The 20547-nt window shown below is 46.0% G+C and carries 13 protein-coding genes; 11 read left to right on the top strand and 2 right to left on the bottom strand.

The genetic code is table 11. The annotated features are described in order from the left end of the window. Positions 1 to 33 precede the first annotated feature (33 nt). The 4 genes from CCC17_RS10395 (at position 34) to CCC17_RS10380 (ending at position 3817) form a co-directional block, all read left to right on the top strand. Positions 34 to 1293, top strand: a complete 1260-nt coding sequence (locus CCC17_RS10395) for an FAD-binding protein (protein ID WP_287083037.1) — start codon at positions 34 to 36, stop codon at positions 1291 to 1293. Between the two features lie 101 nt (positions 1294 to 1394). Next, positions 1395 to 2249 carry a carboxylating nicotinate-nucleotide diphosphorylase gene (gene nadC, locus CCC17_RS10390; protein WP_059086301.1) on the top strand — a complete coding sequence of 285 codons (855 nt, stop codon included), beginning with the start codon at positions 1395 to 1397 and terminating at the stop codon, positions 2247 to 2249. A 187-nt stretch (positions 2250 to 2436) separates the two neighbouring features. Then, the gene (locus CCC17_RS10385) at positions 2437 to 2949 is read left to right on the top strand and encodes a transcription repressor NadR (protein ID WP_021651124.1); all 513 of its coding nucleotides are present in this window, start codon (positions 2437 to 2439) and stop codon (positions 2947 to 2949) included. Positions 2950 to 3166: 217 nt separating this feature from the next. Continuing rightward, positions 3167 to 3817 (top strand): trimeric intracellular cation channel family protein, encoded by a 651-nt coding sequence (locus CCC17_RS10380; RefSeq protein WP_118608253.1) that lies wholly within the window; start codon positions 3167 to 3169, stop codon positions 3815 to 3817. 110 nt (positions 3818 to 3927) lie between these two features. Here the strand turns inward: CCC17_RS10380 and CCC17_RS10375 are convergent, their stop codons facing one another. Next, a complete protein-coding gene (locus CCC17_RS10375) occupies positions 3928 to 5652 on the bottom strand; it encodes an ammonium transporter (RefSeq protein ID WP_287083035.1) in 1725 nt (574 codons plus the stop codon). A gap of 294 nt (positions 5653 to 5946) precedes the next feature. After that, complete coding sequence (locus CCC17_RS10370; RefSeq protein WP_287083033.1) at positions 5947 to 8049, bottom strand: glutamine synthetase III family protein; 2103 nt, start codon at positions 8047 to 8049, stop codon at positions 5947 to 5949. A gap of 391 nt (positions 8050 to 8440) precedes the next feature. On the opposite strand from CCC17_RS10370, the gene purF reads away from it, so the two are divergent. The 7 genes from purF to CCC17_RS10335 all read left to right on the top strand — a co-directional run bounded on the left by purF (position 8441) and on the right by CCC17_RS10335 (position 20489). Continuing rightward, positions 8441 to 9835 (top strand): amidophosphoribosyltransferase, encoded by a 1395-nt coding sequence (purF, locus tag CCC17_RS10365; protein WP_278603691.1) that lies wholly within the window; start codon positions 8441 to 8443, stop codon positions 9833 to 9835. A 288-nt stretch (positions 9836 to 10123) separates the two neighbouring features. Beyond that, the gene (locus tag CCC17_RS10360) at positions 10124 to 10348 is read left to right on the top strand and encodes an HPr family phosphocarrier protein (protein ID WP_118062619.1); all 225 of its coding nucleotides are present in this window, start codon (positions 10124 to 10126) and stop codon (positions 10346 to 10348) included. 316 nt (positions 10349 to 10664) lie between these two features. After that, on the top strand, positions 10665 to 12293 hold the full coding sequence (locus tag CCC17_RS10355) for a CTP synthase (RefSeq protein WP_022426745.1): 1629 nt from the start codon (positions 10665 to 10667) through the stop codon (positions 12291 to 12293). Further along, positions 12290 to 16843, top strand: a complete 4554-nt coding sequence (gltB, locus tag CCC17_RS10350; protein ID WP_287083032.1) for a glutamate synthase large subunit — start codon at positions 12290 to 12292, stop codon at positions 16841 to 16843. Before CCC17_RS10355 ends, gltB begins: the two co-directional genes overlap by 4 nt. Positions 16844 to 16856: 13 nt before the next feature. Continuing rightward, entirely contained in the window at positions 16857 to 18344 is a 1488-nt protein-coding gene (locus CCC17_RS10345) for a glutamate synthase subunit beta (protein WP_173759092.1), read from the top strand. A gap of 229 nt (positions 18345 to 18573) precedes the next feature. Beyond that, the gene (gene glnA / locus CCC17_RS10340; protein WP_278603693.1) at positions 18574 to 19896 is read left to right on the top strand and encodes a type I glutamate--ammonia ligase; all 1323 of its coding nucleotides are present in this window, start codon (positions 18574 to 18576) and stop codon (positions 19894 to 19896) included. Between the two features lie 38 nt (positions 19897 to 19934). Continuing rightward, entirely contained in the window at positions 19935 to 20489 is a 555-nt protein-coding gene (locus tag CCC17_RS10335; RefSeq protein WP_015525749.1) for an ANTAR domain-containing response regulator, read from the top strand. Positions 20490 to 20547: the final 58 nt, after the last annotated feature.

Here is a 20547-nt window from a genome sequence, read left to right as displayed (position 1 = left end):
AAAAGAGAAATCAAGACAGAGAGGCGAAAAGCAATGAGAATTAAAACAGACGTAGTGATCGTGGGAACAGGTGTTGCAGGTATGTTCAGTGCCTTGAAGCTTCCGCGGGACAAAAAAATCGTGATCATCACAAAAGAGGATATGAGGAGCAGTGATTCTTTCCTGGCCCAGGGCGGGATCTGTGTGCTTCGTGATGAAAACGATTACGACAGCTATTTTGAAGACACCATGAAGGCAGGACATTACGAAAACAGAAAAGAGTCGGTAGACATTATGATCCGAGGCTCCAGAGACATCATTAATGACCTTGTCGGATATGGCGTGGATTTCAAGATGGATGGAGATGATTTTGCCTATACAAGAGAAGGTGCACATTCCAGACCGAGGATCCTTTATCATGAGGATATCACAGGAAAAGAAATTTCCGAAAAACTGCTCCAACAGGTTCTGAAGCTTGAAAATGTAACAATTCTGGAATATACTACCATGCAGGATATTCTTGTGGAAAATGGCAAATGTACAGGCCTGAAGGCAGTTTCCGCAGAAGCGAACAGGGCACGTCTTGAAGCTATGGAAGCCGGAAAAGCAGTGAAAACCCAGGAAGAGATCCAGCCGGGCGGAGAGATCCAGGTAGAGATTTATGCACAGGATACGATCCTGGCCAGCGGCGGGATCGGAGGAAGATATGAGCATTCCACCAACTATCCGCATCTTACAGGGGATGCCCTTGATATTGCAAAAAAACACAATGTACGTCTGGAACATCTGGATTATGTGCAGATCCATCCGACAACGCTGTATTCCAAGAAACCGGGCCGTAGATTCCTGATCTCAGAATCGGTTCGAGGAGAAGGTGCAGTACTTTATAACAGCAAAAAAGAGCGTTTTGTCAATGAACTTCTTCCAAGAGATGTAGTAACAAATGCGATCCGGGAAGAAATGAAAAAAGAAGGAACAGACCATGTATGGCTATCCATGGAAAATATTGATAAAGATACGATCCTGAATCATTTTCCGAATATTTATCAGAGATGCCTGGAAGAAGGCTATGATGTGACAAAAGAATGCATCCCTGTTGTTCCTGCTCAGCATTATTTCATGGGCGGTATCTGGGTGGATTCTGACAGCAAGACCAGCATGGATCAGCTTTATGCAGTGGGAGAAACCAGCTGCAACGGTGTACATGGCGCGAACAGACTGGCAAGTAATTCCCTGCTGGAGAGCCTTGTATTTGCAAAACGTGCAGCCAAAGCAATCTCAGCAGAAAAGAAAAGTGCTGCAGGTGCGGCATAAATGCAGTCGGAATATAAATATCCGTATTATGAAAGACAGGAGCAGCCTTGCTTTGGAGAACAGGGCTGCTGTGATAATTAAGAAAGAGCAGGTATTGTAAAATGAATAAGATCACAATGACACTTCAGGTAGATCACCTGATCCTGGAGGCTTTAAAGGAAGATATTTCAAGCGAAGACGTTACCACAAACTCTGTTATGAAAGAAGCAGTTCCGGGAGAGGTAGATCTGATCTGTAAAGAGGATGGAATCATTGCGGGACTGGAAATCTTCAGCCGTGTATTTACGCTTCTGGATGCTGACACAAAAGTGGAGCTGTTCTGCAAGGACGGCGATGAAGTAAAAAAAGGTCAGAAAATGGGAAAAGTTACAGGAGATATCCGGGTGCTTCTTTCCGGCGAGCGTGTGGCACTGAATTATCTTCAGAGAATGAGCGGGATCGCAACCTATACACATTCGGTTGCGTCACTTCTTGAAGGAACAGGGATCACATTGCTGGATACCAGAAAAACGACGCCGAATATGCGTATTTTTGAGAAATATGCTGTTCGTGTAGGCGGCGGACAGAACCACAGATATAATCTTTCAGATGGAGTTCTTTTGAAAGACAATCACATCGGAGCAGCAGGAAGCGTTGCGAATGCTGTAAAAATGGCGCAGGAGTATGCTCCTTTTGTCCGCAAGATCGAAGTTGAGGTAGAAACTCTTGATCAGGTAAAAGAAGCTGTTGAGGCCGGCGCAGATATCATCATGCTTGATAACATGACTCCGGAGATGATGAAAGAGGCGGTGCAGCTGATCGATGGAAGAGCAAAAACTGAATGCTCCGGAAATGTTACAAAAGAAAACATTGCAAAGATCAGGGATGTTGGTGTAGACTATGTATCAAGTGGTGCATTAACGCATTCTGCACCGATCCTTGATATTTCGCTTAAGAATCTTCATCCGCTTTCCTGAAAAATGCAGGATTTTACAGAATACCGAGTGCTGTGACAGGAAATACCCGAATATCAGAAAAGAAGCGTGAATTGCCGGAAGCAGAGGCATAGCAGGTGATGTCGGGCCGGGTTGGAGATATCGCGAGAATGAAGGAGAGAGGTATCGGAATAAAAAGTACAGGCACAGCCAGGAAAGGGGAACTTAAATGACTGGTTCAGAACGCAGGACAGCGATCATGGATCAAATTAAAAACAGTGAACGGCCGGTCTCAGGAAGTGCTCTGGCCAGAACATTTCAGGTCAGCAGACAGGTGATCGTGCAGGATATTGCGCTGATACGCGCGGAGGGGAATGACGTGATCTCCACCAACAGAGGATATATTTTTACTGCTCCCCATACTGTGAGCCGGATATTCAAGGTGCATCATACAGATGCGGATCTGGAGAACGAGCTCTGCGGGATTGTGGATCTCGGCGGAAAAGTGATCAATGTAATGGTGAATCACAGAGTTTACGGGCATATCGAGGCAGAACTGAATATCAGCTCCAGGCGCCAGGTTGAGAATTTTATGGAGGATATCCGAAGCGGCAAGTCCAGTCCTCTGAAGAATATCACATCGGATTATCATTATCATAAAGTAGAAGCAGAATCCGAGGAAATCCTGGATATGATCCAGGATATGCTGAAACGACGAGGATTTCTGATCGAAGCAGAATAGCAGAAGTCAGATACAAAAAGAAAAGATATACAGAATGAGAAAATTCTGTTAATATGAAAATATAGTGATCACGAAAATAGGAGAAGGAATCCTGCATGGCAGGGTTCCTTCTTGCACCCTGCGGAAATGTGCACCTTGTGGAAATGTGCAGACAGGGAAAACAGGATGCAGATATGAGGGTGAGAAAAAATACGGCTTGATATGCATGGAGGGGGAAATGGATTATCAGAGTATGTTTACATTTATGCTGGAGATGGCAGGAACTATTGCGTTTGCTGCTTCCGGAGCTATGGTGGGGGCGCAGAGAGGAATGGATATTTTCGGGGTCTGCGTTCTTGGAGTGGTGACTGCAGTGGGCGGAGGAGCTACCAGGGATATTATCCTGGGAATCGTGCCGCCGGGAATGTTTCAGGATCCGCTGTATACCATTGTGGCAACCGTGACGGCCTGTATTGTTTTTGCAGTGATGTACTGGAAGCAGGAACTGCTGGAAGGCGGGAACCGGCTGGTCTATGATAAGGTGATGCTGGTGATGGATACGGTTGGCCTTGGTGTGTTTACTGTCATGGGGGTTGATAAGGGGATTTCCCAGGGGTATATGGAAAGAACATTTTTTCTTGTATTTCTTGGGACTGTCACAGGAGTTGGAGGCGGCCTTATCCGTGATATGATGGCAGGAGTACCGCCATATATTTTTGTGCGCCATATTTATGCCTGTGCGTCTATTGTAGGGGCCATTGCCTGTGTTTGGATATACAGGCTGTGGGGCGGAGTGCCGGCCATGGTGATCGGAACGGTAGTAGTGATCCTGATCCGGTACCTGGCGGCACATTACCGGTGGAATCTGCCGAGACTGAGAAGAGAATAAAAAAGATATGAAAAGCTCCGGAACATTTAAGGAATAATGTTCCGGAGCTTTTTGGCTTTTATTTGGTTTATATTGCGTAGAAGATTTTATCTGTTCCTCTCATAAGAGAATCATGCGTCTGTATCCTGCAGAGCCAGGAAGCCTTCCTCGCCGGTACGGATCTTGACAACGTTTTCGATATCGTAAACGAAGACCTTACCATCACCGATCTGACCGGTATGAAGAACTTCTTTGGCAGTATCAATAACCTTCTGAACCGGTACAAGACTTACAACGATCTCGATCTTAACCTTCGGACGGAGGTTCATGTCGACTTCAACACCACGATAGTAGGTTGGAGCACCCTTCTGAACACCACAGCCCATAACGTTTGTGATAGTGATACCGGTTACGCCGATCTCGTTCATAGCCTGCATAAACTCATCCAGCTTGTTCTGACGTGTGATGATAACAACCTTTGTCAGTTTGTGTACGCCGTCTGCAGGAATTTCAGGAACAGATTCAGCAGGAGCAGAAGGAGCATGTTTTACAACAGGGGCTTTTACGGAAGTTCCCATTGGAGTCGGAGCCTTTGTCATGGTATCCTGTACAAAGAATCCATCGTATGCACTTGCGAGGCCATGCTCTTTCATATCCAGACCTGCGATCTCTTCCTCAGCGGAAACACGAAGTCCGATGGTGTGTTTGATCACCTGGAAGATAATTGTCATAGTAACAGCAACCCATGCGATGGTGATAGCCATACCAATAAACTGAACACCGAAGCCATGGAAACCACCGCCTGTGAGAAGACCTTTCCACTCGGTACCTGCACCGTCGGAGAAAAGACCGACAGCAAGAGTTCCGAAAGCACCGTTAAGACCGTGAACGCCAACAGCACCAACCGGGTCATCAATTTTGAGAACTTTATCAACAAATTCAATACCAAATACTACAATGAATCCGGAGAGGATTCCGATGATAGCTGCGGATGTAGGAGATACGGTATCACAGCCTGCTGTGATGGCTACCAGTCCTGCAAGAGAACCGTTTAGGGACATGGAAACATCCGGTTTTTTATAGCGGATCCATGTGATCAGCATAACTGTTACAGTAGCAACAGCAGCTGCAAGGTTTGTTGTTACGAAGATCTTTCCGGCGCTTACAATGGCATCGCCTTCCATGCTGACAGTAGATGCACCGTTGAAACCGAACCAGCAGAACCAGAGAATGAATACACCAAGTGCACCAACTGTAAGGTTATGTCCCGGGATCGCTCTGGATTTACCGGATTTAGAATATTTTCCGATACGAGGTCCGAGGATGATGGCACCGATCAGTGCAGCAACACCACCAACCATGTGAACGGCACAGGAACCTGCGAAATCATGAAATCCCATCTGGCTGATAAAGCCGCCGCCCCAGATCCAGTGACCGGATACAGGATATACAACGAGACTGATCAGTAAACTGTAGATACAGTAGGAGATGAATTTAGTACGCTCTGCCATGGCACCGGACACGATGGTAGCAGAAGTAGCACAGAATACAGTCTGGAAGATGAGAAATGCCCAGAAAGGAACTCCATCCGGAAGCATTGCGTTTCCGTAGTTTGCCTCTGAGGCGATTCCGCCGATCTTGCCGAAGAAACCGTTTCCTGCACCGAACATGATGCCAAATCCAACCAGCCAGAAGACCGGTGTACCGATACAGAAGTCCATCAGGTTTTTCATGATGATATTTCCTGCGTTTTTTGCTCTTGTGAATCCTGTTTCGACCATTGCAAATCCAGCCTGCATGAAGAAGACCAGTGCTGCACCGACGAGGACCCAAGTTGTGTTTACTGAAGAATACATAGTAACACTCCCTTTCCCAATTTTTTTCTTTCCTATTATGTATAGAAAGAATTTTTGTAATACCGGACAGAAAAAAAACAGACAGAATTTATCCAGTATCAGTATAACGAAAAAGCGCAGGAGAGAGGAAATTCTCTTCCGCGCCTTTACGAAATCAAAATTAGTATATGTAAAACAGGGGATATCTGTATCGTGTGATTAATGGATGAGGAAATCGATAATGAATTATGAAGTAGAGTTCATAAGGGATATCCCCTGTATTTACCGTATGAAATTGTTATCTGATATCCGTGATCAGATGGAGAATAACAGCTCGTCGTAGGTCGGATAAGGAAGTAACTCATCCGGGATTAGAGCCTCTGCCTCATCTGCAGATTTTCTTAAAGTTTCCATGTCTTCCAGAACAGTTTCCTGATAAGCCTTGGAGCATGCAAGTACATCGTCAGAAGAAGCAAGAGCTTTTGCTGTATCTGCTTTCAGAGTTTCCAGATCTTTTGCCATGGTGTCTGCAAGTGTACTCAGTTTGGAGATCAGAGCAGCTTCACTTGCTACAGAAATATCAGCTACTACGGATTTCTTTGCAGCTGCAGTATCTGCAAGCTTTTCAACATATGTATATACAGAAGGAATTACCTGCTTCTGGATCATCTCAGCCAGAGTGTTTGATTCGATATTGATGGTCTTGTAATAGTTCTCAAGCCAGATCTCGTAACGGGAGAAGAGCTCTTCCCTTGTAAAAATGCCATGCTTTGTAAACAGCTCAATGTTCTTCTCAGCAATGAAATGCGGAAGTGCATCCGGAGTTGTTTTCAGATTGTAGAGACCACGTTTCTCAGCTTCTTCAACCCATTCGTCTGTATATCCGTTTCCGTTAAAGATGATGCGTTTATGCTCTTCAATGGTCTTTTTAAGAAGTGCATGTACTGCGCTTTCCATTTCTTCTTCCGGAACATCCTTAAGAGCTGCGCTGAATTCTGCAAGAACCTCTGCAACAGCGGTATTCAGTACGATGTTCGGGTTTGCGACAGATGCTGCAGAACCAAGCATACGGAACTCAAATTTGTTTCCGGTAAATGCAAATGGTGAAGTACGGTTTCTGTCTGTGGTATCCTTTATGAAGTGCGGAAGTACCTTTGCTCCGATATCCATCTGTACCGCATGCTTATTGCTGAAGAAGGTATCGTTTTCAATAGATTTCAGTACGTCTGTCAGCTCATCTCCAAGGAAGATGGATACGATTGCAGGCGGTGCCTCGTTTGCTCCAAGACGATGATCGTTTCCAGCGCTTGCAACGGATACGCGGAGAAGATCAGCATAATCGTCAACGGCTTTGATGACAGCTACCAGGAATACCAGGAACTGTGTATTTTCTGCCGGTGTTTTTCCTGGATCAAGAAGGTTTACACCTGTGTCTGTGCTCATGGACCAGTTGTTGTGTTTACCGCTTCCGTTGATTCCCTCAAATGGTTTCTCGTGAAGGAGGCAGACCATGTTGTGCTTGTCGGCAACCTTCTTCATGATCTCCATGGTCAGCTGGTTGTGGTCAACAGCAACATTTGTGGTATCAAATACAGGAGCCAGTTCGTGCTGTGCAGGAGCAACCTCGTTATGTTTTGTTTTGGCTGGAATGCCAAGCTTCCAAAGTTCTTCGTCAAGATCATGCATGTAAGCAGCAACGCGAGGCTTCAGGGCTCCGAAGTAATGATCTTCCATTTCCTGTCCTTTTGGTGCAGAAGCGCCCAGAAGAGTACGGCCGCAGAAGATCAGGTCTTTTCTCTTTTTGTAAAGATCCTTGTCAACCAGGAAGTATTCCTGCTCAGGTCCTACGGTTGTGTCGATGTGACGGACCTCTTTGTTTCCGAGGATGTGAAGGATACGAACCGCTTCTTTGTTCAGAACATCCATGGAACGAAGAAGAGGAGTTTTCTTATCCAGTGCCTCTCCGCTGTAGGAACAGAATGCAGTAGGAATGTAAAGAGTTTTATCTTTAATGAATGCAGGTGAAGTAGGATCCCATGCTGTATATCCTCTTGCTTCAAAAGTAGCACGAAGTCCGCCTGACGGGAAGCTGGATGCATCCGGCTCACCTTTTACCAGCTCTTTACCGGAGAAATCCATAATCACCTGTCCGTCACCTGTAGGGGAGATGAAGCTGTCATGCTTCTCAGCAGTTACGTTTGTCATCGGCTGGAACCAGTGTGTGTAATGTGTCGCACCATTTTCAGTAGCCCACTCTTTCATTGCAACTGCTACGGAATTTGCAACGTCCAGTTCCAGATGAGTTCCGTTTTCAATTGTTTTCTTTAATGCTTTGTACATGTCCTTTGGCAGTTTGCTTCGCATCACTTTGTCATTGAATACAAGGCTGCCATACATTTCAGGGATACTCTGTGCCATATAGGTACACTCCTTTCGATTTCACTCATTCATTATAATTTTTAATTATTTTATAAGGACCGCTGCCGGAAGAACCGGGTATAAACGGACCGGAAAACAAAAAAAGCGCTTCAGATACCTGCCGTATCCAAAGCGCCTTTGCTTTATGTGTTGCAGTATACACCAAAATAAAATATTGTCAAGAGCTTTTTTGAAAAAATCTAAAAAATTGACCAGGGCGATCGGACTGTCGGAAAATAGGCAGGGTTGACAAATCTTGTCCTTTTATTATAATCTGATATCGTAGTTATACAGTCGAAAAGTCAGCGATCGCTATAAGTGATCGAGGCAAAAGAAGCTTTTTGACCAGTGACAAAGATGTACAATACGGAAAGAACAGATGGAGGGAAATATGTCAGGAGTAAAGGAAGAATGTGGCGTATTCGGGATTTATGATCTGGATGGAGGGAATATTGCACCATCTATTTATTATGGTCTTACCTCGCTGCAGCACAGGGGACAGGAGTCCTGCGGAATGGCCGTTTCAAGGACGGACGGAGAAAGAGGAAATGTACAGTTCCATAAAGATCTCGGACTGGTAAGCGAAGTTTTGCGAAAAGATGTTGTACATAATATGAATGGTGATATCGGAATCGGACATGTTCGTTATTCCACCACCGGAGAATCTGTCGCAGAGAATGCACAGCCGCTGGTACTTTCTTATATCAAGGGAAGTCTGGCACTTGCGCACAACGGAAATCTGGTTAATACAGAAGCTCTGAAATGGGAGCTGATCCAGACAGGCGCAATTTTCCATACAACTACCGACTCAGAGGTTATCGCGTTCCATATCGCAAGAGAACGTGTGCATTCTGCCACTGTAGAGGAAGCAGTACATAAAACCGTAGAGAAGATCCGCGGAGGATATGCTCTTGTGATCATGAGCCCCCGGAAGCTGATCGGTGCCCGTGATCCTTACGGACTGAAACCCCTCTGTCTTGGAAAAAGAGATAATGCCTATGTCCTTGCATCTGAAAGCTGCGCGCTGACATCTGTAGGAGCGGAATTTATCCGTGATATTGAACCGGGTGAGATCGTCACGATCACCAAGAACGGACTGAAATCCAGTAAACTGACTGAGCAGAAAAAGCATGCTCATTGTGTTTTTGAATATATTTATTTTGCAAGACTGGACAGCACCATGGATGGCGTGAAAATCTATGATGCAAGGATCCGTGGAGGAAAATCTCTTGCAAAATCCTATCCGGTAGAAGCGGACCTGGTGACCGGTGTACCGGAATCCGGACTTCCGGCAGCAAAAGGCTATTCTGAGGAATCCGGAATCCCGTTTGGCTTTGCGTTCTATAAAAACAGTTACATTGGAAGAACTTTTATCAAGCCTACACAGCAGGAGAGAGAGTCCAGTGTCCATCTGAAGCTGAGCGTTCTGGAATCTGTGGTGAAGGGGAAGAGAATCGTTCTGGTGGATGATTCCATTGTCCGAGGAACTACCATTGCCAATCTGATCCACATGCTGAAAGAAGCAGGAGCAAAAGAAGTCCATGTACGTATCAGCTCCCCGCCATTTTTACATCCCTGTTATTTTGGTACCGATGTGCCGTCCAATGACCAGCTCATCGCAGCACAGCACAGCACGGAAGAAATCCGTAAGATGATCGGTGCAGACTCCCTGGGTTATATGCAGATCGATTATCTGGAAGGCATGGCAGGTGGACTTCCGCTGTGTAAAGCATGTTTTGATGGCAATTATCCGATGGAAATACCGGCAGAAATCAAACAGGATTAATGAACTATGTGGAATTAATCTCACAGTAAAAGATAATGGATTGAAAAACGAAAATGTAAAAACTGCACAATAAATATATAAAAAACCCGGATTTTGTCATATAAAATCCGGGTTTTTATAGAAAGACTCTTAAAAACGATAAAAAACATCAACTTGACAAATCTGACAATATGAGACATAATGTGGGACGACCAGATAAGAAAAGACCGCTGGTCTGGAAAATACAGGAAAACAGCGCGGTCGAAATAAGGCCGGGTTTTTGCCGAGATAAAAGAGAGGATGATATTTATGTCTAAAAAAATTAGATTGAATGCGACAGAGGATGTTAAAGAATTTGTTAAGGCTGCAAGTAAATGTGATTTTGATGTAGATATTTCATATAACAGAATTTTAATTGATGCAAAATCTATTCTTGGAATCCTCAGCATGGATCTGACTAAGGTTCTTACAGTAACCTGTCATGGAGAGAATCATGAGTTTAACTGCTTCCTTCAGAAATATGCAGTTGCCTGACAGACAGTGCAGAGACAGATAAGATATCATAAAAATAAAAGGCAGACGTGACTGCAGAGACGGGAGATCAGATGGAAATCCCTGGCAGGCGTCTGCTTTTTTCTTTACAACCATTTCATAGGAAGAAATTCCGCAGACTATATGAAAAATCAGTTATTGACAAATAAAAAAAAATAGTTTATAGTAAACCATATTTTATATGAAAGATAACTGACAAAGGCGTCAGGAACGGATACCACAGGGGAATTCTCACCCCTTGGAATCTGTTCCGGACGCCTTTTTGTTGTGGGACACAAAATGGAGGAGGAAATCGAAGATGGCAGTAAAGTATGTTTTTGTAACAGGTGGAGTTGTTTCCGGTCTGGGAAAAGGAATTACCGCAGCGTCTCTTGGGCGCCTTCTGAAAGCCAGAGGGTATCAGGTGACCATGCAGAAATTTGATCCCTACATTAATATTGACCCGGGAACTATGAATCCCATTCAGCATGGAGAGGTTTTTGTAACGGATGACGGTACAGAGACTGACCTTGACCTTGGACATTATGAGCGTTTCATTGATGAAAGCCTTGACAAAAATTCCAATGTGACAACCGGTAAGATTTACTGGTCTGTTCTTCAGAAAGAGCGTCATGGTGATTTCGGCGGAGGTACCGTTCAGGTAATCCCGCATATTACCAATGAGATCAAGAGCCGTTTTTACAGAGCAAAATCCGCAGACGAGGACAGAATTGCCATCATCGAGGTTGGTGGTACAGTCGGTGATATTGAGAGCCAGCCGTTCCTGGAATCCATCCGTCAGTTCCAGCATGATGTGGGACATGACAATGCGATCCTTATCCATGTAACTCTGATCCCGTATCTTCGTGCTTCCGGAGAGATGAAGACCAAACCCACCCAGGCCAGTGTAAAAGAACTTCAGGGAATGGGAATCCAGCCGGATGTCCTGGTATGCAGAAGTGAATATCCTCTTACCGAGGATATCCGTGGAAAGATCGCCCTGTTCTGTAATGTGCCTGTAAGCAATGTGCTTCAGAATCTGGATGTGGAATATTTATATGAAGCTCCTCTTGCAATGGAGAGAGAAAAGCTTGCAGACGTAGTACTGCAGAGCTTAAGACTGGAGAATCGCAAACCGGATCTTACAGACTGGGAAAATATGGTAGAAAATCTCCGCCATCCGGATAAAACTGTGAAGATTGCCATGGTTGGTAAATATACACAGCTTCATGATGCATACCTGAGTGTTGTGGAAGCACTGAAGCATGGCGGGATCTCTTGCCGTGCAAAGGTTGATATCACCTGGGTGGACTCCGAAGAACTCAATGAAAAAAATTTGGATCAGACTCTCCATTCTGTAGATGGAATCCTGGTTCCGGGAGGATTCGGAAACCGTGGTACGGAAGGAATGATCCTTGCGGCACAGTATGCAAGAGTTCATAAGATCCCATACCTTGGGATCTGCCTGGGAATGCAGATGGCTATTGTGGAATTTGCCCGCCATGTGCTTGGATATGAAGATGCCAACAGTATTGAGCTGGCACCGGAAACAACACATCCGGTCATTGCCCTGATGCCGGATCAGGAGGATGTGGAAGATCTTGGAGGAACTCTTCGTCTTGGAAGCTATCCGTGTGTGCTTGCAGAAGGCTCCAGATCCTATGAGCTTTTTGGAAAGAAAGAGATCCAGGAACGTCACAGACATCGTTATGAGGTAAACAACGCATTCCGTAAGGAACTGGACGAAAAGGGAATGTCCATTGTAGGAACATCCCCGGATGCTCACATTGTTGAGATGATCGAAATTGCCGGACATCCGTTCTTTGTGGGAACACAGGGACATCCGGAATTTAAATCCAGGCCAAACCATGCACATCCGCTGTTCCGTGGATTTGTGCAGGCGGCAGTTGATAAAAAGACGGCAGAAGAAGCTGCAATGAAAGGATGAGAAAAATGAGAGAAGTAGCAAATCAGCAGCAGGGCCTCTACCGCCCTGAATTTGAACATGATAACTGCGGTATCGGAGCCGTTGTTAATATAAAAGGAAAGAAAACACATGATACAGTTGCCAATGCTCTTAAGATCGTAGAGAATCTTGAGCATCGTGCTGGTAAGGATGCAGAAGGAAAAACCGGTGATGGTGTCGGTATCCTTCTTCAGATCTCCCACAAATTTTTTAAGAAGGTCTGTAAAAAAGAAGGCTTTGATATCGGCGGAGAGAGAGAATACGGTGTAGCCCAGCTCTTTTTCCCACAGCAGGAGATCAAACGTGCCCAGGCAAAGAAGATGTTCGAGATCATCGTGGAAAAAGAGGGTCTGGAGCTTCTTGGATGGCGTACAGTACCGGTCTTCCCGGAGGTTCTTGGTCATAAAGCGAAAGAGTGCATGCCGTGCATTATGCAGGCATTTGTTAAAAAGCCGGAGGATGTGGAAAAAGGTCTTGCCTTTGACCGTATGCTTTACATCGCACGTCGTGAATTTGAACAGAGTAATGATAATACTTACGTAGTTTCCATGAACAGCCGTACCATCGTATACAAAGGTATGTTCCTGGTAGGACAGCTCCGTACCTTCTTTGGCGATCTTCAGAGCCAGGATTACGAGTCTGCCATTGCAGTGGTACATTCCCGTTTCAGTACCAACACGAATCCAAGCTGGGAGAGAGCACATCCGAACCGTTTCATCGTACATAACGGTGAGATCAACACGATCCGCGGAAACGCCGATAAGATGCTTGCACGTGAGGAAAACATGGAGTCTCCGTATCTGAAGGATGAGCTTCACAAGGTCCTTCCTGTAGTTAACCGCAATGGTTCTGACTCTGCAATGCTTGACAATACCCTGGAATTCCTGGTTATGAGTGGAATGGATCTTCCACTTGCAGTGATGATCACGATTCCGGAGCCATGGGCAAACAACGATACGATTTCTCAGGAGAAGAGAGATTTTTATCAGTACTATGCGACTATGATGGAACCATGGGACGGTCCTGCGTCCATTCTGTTCTCAGATGGTGATGTGATGGGAGCAGTTCTTGACAGAAACGGTCTTCGTCCATCCAGATACTATATCACATCGGATGGCTATATGATTCTTTCCTCCGAGGTTGGTGTTCTTCCTGTGGATGAGGAGAAGATCGTATTAAAAGAACGTCTTCATCCGGGAAAAATGCTCCTGGTTGATACCGTTCAGGGTCGTGTCATCGATGACAATGAGCTCAAAGAAAAATATGCGAAAAAACAGCCTTATGGTGAGTGGCTGGACAGCAATCTGGTGCAGCTTCGTGATATCAAGATTCCGAATCAGAGAGTTGTCGAATACACTCCGGAGGAGAGAGCACGCCTTCAGAAAGCTTTCGGATATACTTATGAGCAGTATCGTACTTCAATCCGAAACATGGCATTAAACGGCTCAGAAAGCATCGGAGCCATGGGACATGATACTCCCCTTGCAGTATTTTCCAAGGAACATTATCCGCTGTTCGATTACTTCAAGCAGCTTTTTGCCCAGGTAACAAACCCGCCGATCGATGCGATCCGTGAAGAGATCGTTACTTCTACAAGTGTATATGTAGGTAAAGACGGAAATCTCTTGATCCAGAAGCCGGAGAACTGTCAGGTACTGAAGATCAACAACCCGATCCTGACCAACACCGATATGCTGAAGATCAAGAATATGAAAAAGGACGGCTTCAAGGTTGTGACCATTTCTACCTTATATTATAAGAGCACAAAGCTCGAACGTGCCATTGACCGTCTGTTCGTAGAGGTAGACAAAGCCTTCCGTGAGGGAGCAAACATCCTGGTCCTTTCTGACCGCGGTGTGGATGAGAACCATATGCCGATCCCGTCCTTGCTGGCGGTTTCCGCAGTACATCAGCATCTTGTAAAAACAAAGAAGAGCACTTCCCTTGCCCTGATCCTGGAGTCCGGTGAGCCGAGAGAGGTACATCATTTCGCAACACTCCTCGGATATGGTGCAAGTGCAGTCAATCCGTATCTGGCACTGGATACGATCCATGAGCTGATCGATACACATATGTTGGATAAGGACTATTACGCAGCCGTTGATGATTACAATCATGCAGTGATCAGCGGTATTGTAAAGATCGCTTCCAAGATGGGTATTTCCACTATCCAGTCCTATCAGGGATCTCAGATCTTTGAGGCAATCGGAATTTCCCAGGATGTGATCGATCGTTACTTTACAGGAACCGTAAGTCGTGTAGGCGGAATCACACTGGAAGATATCGAGGATAATGTAGAAAAACTTCATTCTGAGGCATTTGATCCCCTTGGACTTGCCACAGATCTTACTCTGGACAGCGTAGGTGCCCATAAGATGAGAAGCCAGGGTGAGGAGCACAAATATAATCCGCGTACCATCCATCTTCTCCAGCAGTCCACAAAACAGGGCAGCTATGAGATGTTCAAGGAATATACAAAGCTGGTAGACGACGAAGGCCATGGAAACTTAAGAGGACTTCTGGACTTCAAATTTGCAAAAGAGCCCCTTCCTATTGATCAGGTAGAGAGTGTTGATGAGATCGTAAAACGATTTAAGACAGGTGCCATGTCCTATGGTTCCATTTCCCAGGAAGCACATGAGACACTGGCTATCGCCATGAACCATCTCCATGGAAAATCCAATACCGGTGAGGGTGGTGAAAGCGATGAGCGTCTGGATTCCGCAGGAACAGACAATGACCGCTGCTCTGCGATCAAACAGGTAGCCAGCGGACGTTTCGGCGTTACCAGCCGTTATCTGGTTTCCGCAAGAGAGATCCAGATCAAGATGGCACAGGGTGCAAAGCCGGGTGAGGGCGGACATCTTCCTGCAAAGAAGGTATATCCGTGGATCGCAAAAACCCGTCATTCCACGCCGGGAGTCAGCCTGATCTCTCCGCCGCCACATCATGATATCTATTCTATCGAGGATCTGGCAGAATTGATCTATGACCTGAAAAACGCCAATAAATATGCGGATATTTCCGTAAAGCTGGTTTCTGAGGCGGGTGTTGGTACGGTTGCAGCCGGTGTTGCAAAGGCCGGTGCACAGACTGTTCTGATCTCCGGATATGACGGAGGTACAGGAGCAGCGCCAAGAAGCTCTATCCATAATGCAGGACTTCCATGGGAGCTTGGACTTGCAGAAACACACCAGACGCTGATCATGAACGGACTTCGTAACCGTGTACGTATCGAGACAGACGGTAAGCTGATGAGCGGCCGTGACGTTGCCATTGCAGCACTTCTCGGTGCAGAGGAATTCGGTTTTGCAACAGCGCCACTTGTAACGATGGGCTGCGTGATGATGAGAGTCTGCAATCTGGATACCTGCCCGGTAGGTGTGGCTACACAGAACCCGGAGCTGCGTAAGAGATTCCGCGGAAAACCGGAGTATGTGGAGAACTTCATGCGCTTTATTGCACAGGAGCTGAGAGAGTACATGGCACGCCTTGGTGTTGCCACCATCGATGAGATGGTAGGTCGTACAGACCTTCTTACAGTTTCTGACAGTGTGCAGGAGCCGCATAAGGGTAAGGTTGACTTAAGTGCCATCCTGAATAACCCATATGCAGGAAAGGGCAAAGTAACCTTTGATCCGAAGGCTGTATACAATTTCAATCTTGAGAAAACTCTGGATGAAAAAGTTCTGGTCAAGAAATGTGCACCGGCGATCCAGAAGGGTGAGAAAGTTTCTGTTGATGTAAATGTTACCAATACAGACCGTGCATTTGGTACCATCCTCGGATCTGAGATCACAAGAAATCATAAGGATGGACTTCCGGAGGATACGGTAACTGTAAACTGTACAGGTGCAGGCGGACAGAGCTTCGGTGCCTTTATTCCGAAAGGACTGACATTGAAACTGACCGGTGACAGCAACGACTACTTCGGAAAAGGCCTTTCCGGTGGAAAGCTGATCGTTAAGGTTCCGGAGAAGGCCGGATATAAGGCTGAAGAGAACATCATCGTCGGAAACGTGGCACTCTATGGTGCGACCAGCGGAACTGCATTTATCAACGGTGTTGCCGGTGAGCGTTTTGCAGTACGTAACTCCGGTGCGGTTGCAGTTGTTGAGGGTGTTGGCGAGCATGGCTGCGAGTACATGACAGGCGGCCGTGTGGTAGTTCTTGGAAAAACAGGAAAGAACTTTGCAGCAGGTATGAGCGGCGGTATCGCTTATGTCCTTGATGTGGATAACGTTCTTTACAAGAACCTCAATAAAGCAATGATCTCCATTGAAAAAGTGGAGAATAAATATGATAAAAAAGAGCTTCGTGATCTTATCGAGGCTCATGTGGAAGCAACAGGCTCTGAGATCGGTAAGAAGGTGCTGGCTGATTTTGATTCCTATCTGCCTCACTTCAAAAAACTCATTCCGGATGAGTACAAGAGAATGATCACATTAAGTGCAAAGCTGGAAGAAAAAGGTCTGACCAGCCAGCAGGCACAGATGGAAGCGTTCTATGAGAGCATCGGCGTGAAACATTAAGGAGGATGAGGAAATGGGAAAGCCAACTGGATTTTTAGATTATGAAAGAGAAACGGCAAAGGTTCTGCCGCCAAAGGAACGTATTCAGAATTTCAACGAATTTCGTATTCCATTAAATAAAGAAAAACAGAAACTTCAGGGAGCACGCTGCATGGCCTGCGGCGTCCCCTTCTGCCAGTCAGGTATGATGATCGGCGGAATGGCTTCCGGCTGCCCGCTGCACAACCTGGTTCCTGAGACAAATGACCTTGTGTACACAGGAAACTGGAAGCAGGCATTCCTTCGTTTAAACAAGACACACAGCTTTCCGGAGTTTACATCCAGAGTGTGTCCAGCACTTTGCGAAGCTGCATGTACCTGTAACCTGAACGGAGATCCGGTCAGCACAAAGGAGAATGAGAAAGCGATCATCGAGACAGCCTATGCAGAAGGATGGGTAAAACCGCAGATCCCGCCTGTCCGCACAGGAAAGACGATCGCAGTCATCGGAAGTGGTCCTTCCGGACTGGCAGCAGCACAGCAGCTGAACCGCCGTGGCCACAGCGTAACCGTATTTGAGAGAAACGACCGTATCGGAGGACTTCTCCGCTACGGCATTCCGAACATGAAGCTGGAGAAAAAGATCATTGACCGCAGACTGAAGCTGATGGAAGAGGAAGGCGTGAAATTTGTTACCAATATCAATGTTGGTGTTGACATCACTGCAGAACAGCTTCTGAAGGATTATGACCGTGTCCTTCTTTGCTGTGGAGCTTCTCATCCGAGAGATATCAAGGTTCCGGGAAGAGATGCCAAGGGAATTTACTTTGCAGTGGATTTCCTGAAGCAGGTAACAAAAAGTCTTCTGGATACAGATTTTGCAAAATTCCCATATGAGCTTGCAAAGGGAAAAAATGTTCTGGTCATTGGCGGTGGTGATACCGGTAATGACTGCGTGGGAACATCCATCCGTCTGGGGGCGAAATCTGTAACACAGCTTGAGATGATGCCGCAGCCTCCTGCAGCAAGAACTCCTTCCAATCCATGGCCGGAGTGGCCGAAGGTCCTGAAAACCGATTACGGCCAGGAAGAGGCTATTGCAGTATTCGGCCATGATCCTCGGATCTATCAGACAACCGTTACCGAGTTTATCAAGGACAAAAAAGGAAATGTCTGCAAGGCCAAGATCGTAAAACTGAAGAGCGTAAAGGATGAAAAGACCGGAAGATTCAATATGGTACCGGTTGAGGGCAGTGAGGAAGTGATCCCTGCAGATGTGGTCCTTATTGCAGCCGGCTTCCTTGGCAGCGAGAAATATGTGACAGATGCCTTCCGTGTAGCGCTTACACCAAGAACTAATGTGGAAACAAAACCGGAGCAGTATGCAACAAGCGTAGATCGTGTGTTCACAGCAGGTGATATGCATCGTGGACAGTCCCTTGTCGTATGGGCGATCCATGAGGGACGTGAGGCTGCGAAAGCAGTGGACGAATCACTGATGAGCTATTCATATTTACAGTAAAATAACAGATACCAGGGGCAAAAGGTCAAAAAAACTGTTCGTGTTTCCGCGATAAAGCTTTTGAACTTTTGCCCCTTTTAAAAAATGGTTGACAAAGAATTGACCGATTGCTATAATTACGTCCATGAACAAGGGTGTTCTTCAGGAGCGGAAGCTCTCTGAAGTGCACCCTTTTTCTGATTTTGAGGGTAATTATTTTGTGTGATGAGGAAATAAAGGAGAGAATACTATGGGGAATTATACCAGAGAAGAGATTCTTGCAATGGCAGAGGAGGAAGACGTAGAGTTCATCCGCCTCCAGTTTACAGATATGTTTGGAACTCTGAAAAATATTGCGATCACAGCAAGAGAGCTTCCAAGAGCCCTGGATAACCAGTGCGTTGTATATGGCTCTCATATTGCGGGCATTGTGGGAGAAAAGGAGCCGGATCTGATCCTGTATCCGGATTATAATACTTTTTCAATTCTTCCATGGCGTCCTCAGCAGGGAAAGGTTGCAAGATTGATCTGTGATATGCGCCGTGCAGACGGATCAGAGCATGAGATGAGCTCCAGATATATTCTGAAAAAAACAGCACAGGCAGCAGAGGAGGCAGGGTATACCTGTTATGTTGACCCGGAATGCGAGTTTTTCCTGTTTCATATTGATGATAACGGAATGCCTACAACGGTTTCTCACGAAAAGGCCGGATATCTGGACGTAAGTCCGGTGGACTTAGGCGAAAATGCAAGACGTGACATGGTACTGACTCTTGAGGATATGGGATTTGAGGTGGAATCCTCTCATCATGAGACAGCACCTGCACAGCATGAGATCGCCCTTCATTACGGGGAAGCACGTGAGATGGCAGACGAAGTTATAACCTTTAAGATGGCAGTAAGAACTGTAGCCAAACGTCATGGACTTCATGCGACATTTATGCCGAAGCCAAGACGGGAAGTAAACGGTTCAGCCATGCATATCCATTTTTCACTGTTTAAAAATGGAAAAAATATTTTCGTGGATCCAGAGGATCCGTCCAGATTAAGTGAAGAGGCATACTATTTTATCGGAGGTCTTCTGGCTCACAGCCGTGAGATGACTTTGATCACCAATCCGCTTGTAAATTCCTATAAACGTCTTGTACCTGGATTTGATGCGCCTACAGAGCTGACCTGGACGAGAAATAACCAGAATTCACTGGTAAGGATCCCGAGAGTCAATGGTGCTGATACCAGGATCGAGCTTCGAAGCCCGGATGCTGCATCCAATCCATACCTTGTTTTTGCGGTATGCCTGGCAGCGGGCCTGGATGGAATCCAGAAGAAGATCTATCCTACAAAAGCTTCTGACCGTTCTCTTTCCGAGTCGGATCAGAAGGAACAGGGTATCGAGAATTTACCGGAGAACCTGCGGGAAGCGATCACACTGTTTGAGGACAGCAGCTGGATGAAGGAAATCCTTGGAGAAGCTTTCTGCAAACAGTATGCGCAGGCCAAGAGAAAAGAGTGGCTGCGTTATTCCCAGGAGATTTCCGACTGGGAGATCGAGGAGTATCTGTATCGGATCTGATGAACGAGGCATAATGGGACGAAAGAGAGTGGCGGCTTATGAACACGAGTATCGTGATTGCATTACCGAAAATAGAAGATGCAAAAAAGATTCGCACAGTCCTTAACCGATATGGATTCACGGTGGCGGCAGTATGCAATTCAGGTGCCAATGCCCTTGCCAGTATCTCGGAGCTTGATGGCGGCGTTCTGCTTTGCGGTTATCATCTTCAGGATATGTACTACCGTGATCTTCTGGACTATATGCCGGATTATTTTGAAATGCTGCTTATGGCTTCCCGGGGAGTGATCAGCGAGGCGCCAACATCCATTTTATGCGTGGGAATGCCTCTGAAAGTCGGAGATCTGGTAAATACGGTAAGCATGATGCTTTCCCAGATCGAAAGGCGCTGGAAAAAAGATAAGAAAAAGCCGAAGCAGCGTTCATGGAAAGAACAGAATTATATTTCAAATGCAAAGATGCTTCTAATGGAAAGAAATCACCTGAGCGAGGATGACGCATACCGCTATATCCAGAAATGCAGTATGGATTCCGGGACCAATATGGTGGAAACGGCCCAGATGGTTCTGATGCTTTTATATGATTCTGTGTAAAAAACAACAAAAAACAGCAGAGCGGACAGAAATGATCTGCTCTGAATGCCTGATATCA

Origin of the sequence: Blautia sp. LMAG:36 (assembly GCF_008680535.1) — a bacterium.
Lineage (GTDB): Bacteria > Bacillota > Clostridia > Lachnospirales > Lachnospiraceae > Blautia_A > Blautia_A fusiformis.
The sequence above is the reverse complement of the archived record's forward strand: the minus strand, read 5'-3'. Positions and strand labels throughout refer to the sequence as shown.

Bases quoted from the DNA above. Each gene is read 5' to 3' on its own strand.
- CCC17_RS10395 (WP_287083037.1), top strand. From the start codon at position 34: ATGAGAATTAAAACAGACGTAGTGATCGTGGGAACAGGTGTTGCAGGT.
- nadC (WP_059086301.1), top strand. From the start codon at position 1,395: ATGAATAAGATCACAATGACACTTCAGGTAGATCACCTGATCCTGGAG.
- CCC17_RS10385 (WP_021651124.1), top strand. From the start codon at position 2,437: ATGACTGGTTCAGAACGCAGGACAGCGATCATGGATCAAATTAAAAAC.
- CCC17_RS10380 (WP_118608253.1), top strand. From the start codon at position 3,167: ATGGATTATCAGAGTATGTTTACATTTATGCTGGAGATGGCAGGAACT.
- CCC17_RS10375 (WP_287083035.1), bottom strand. From the start codon at position 5,652: ATGTATTCTTCAGTAAACACAACTTGGGTCCTCGTCGGTGCAGCACTG.
- CCC17_RS10370 (WP_287083033.1), bottom strand. From the start codon at position 8,049: ATGGCACAGAGTATCCCTGAAATGTATGGCAGCCTTGTATTCAATGAC.
- purF (WP_278603691.1), top strand. From the start codon at position 8,441: ATGTCAGGAGTAAAGGAAGAATGTGGCGTATTCGGGATTTATGATCTG.
- CCC17_RS10360 (WP_118062619.1), top strand. From the start codon at position 10,124: ATGTCTAAAAAAATTAGATTGAATGCGACAGAGGATGTTAAAGAATTT.
- CCC17_RS10355 (WP_022426745.1), top strand. From the start codon at position 10,665: ATGGCAGTAAAGTATGTTTTTGTAACAGGTGGAGTTGTTTCCGGTCTG.
- gltB (WP_287083032.1), top strand. From the start codon at position 12,290: ATGAGAAAAATGAGAGAAGTAGCAAATCAGCAGCAGGGCCTCTACCGC.
- CCC17_RS10345 (WP_173759092.1), top strand. From the start codon at position 16,857: ATGGGAAAGCCAACTGGATTTTTAGATTATGAAAGAGAAACGGCAAAG.
- glnA (WP_278603693.1), top strand. From the start codon at position 18,574: ATGGGGAATTATACCAGAGAAGAGATTCTTGCAATGGCAGAGGAGGAA.
- CCC17_RS10335 (WP_015525749.1), top strand. From the start codon at position 19,935: ATGAACACGAGTATCGTGATTGCATTACCGAAAATAGAAGATGCAAAA.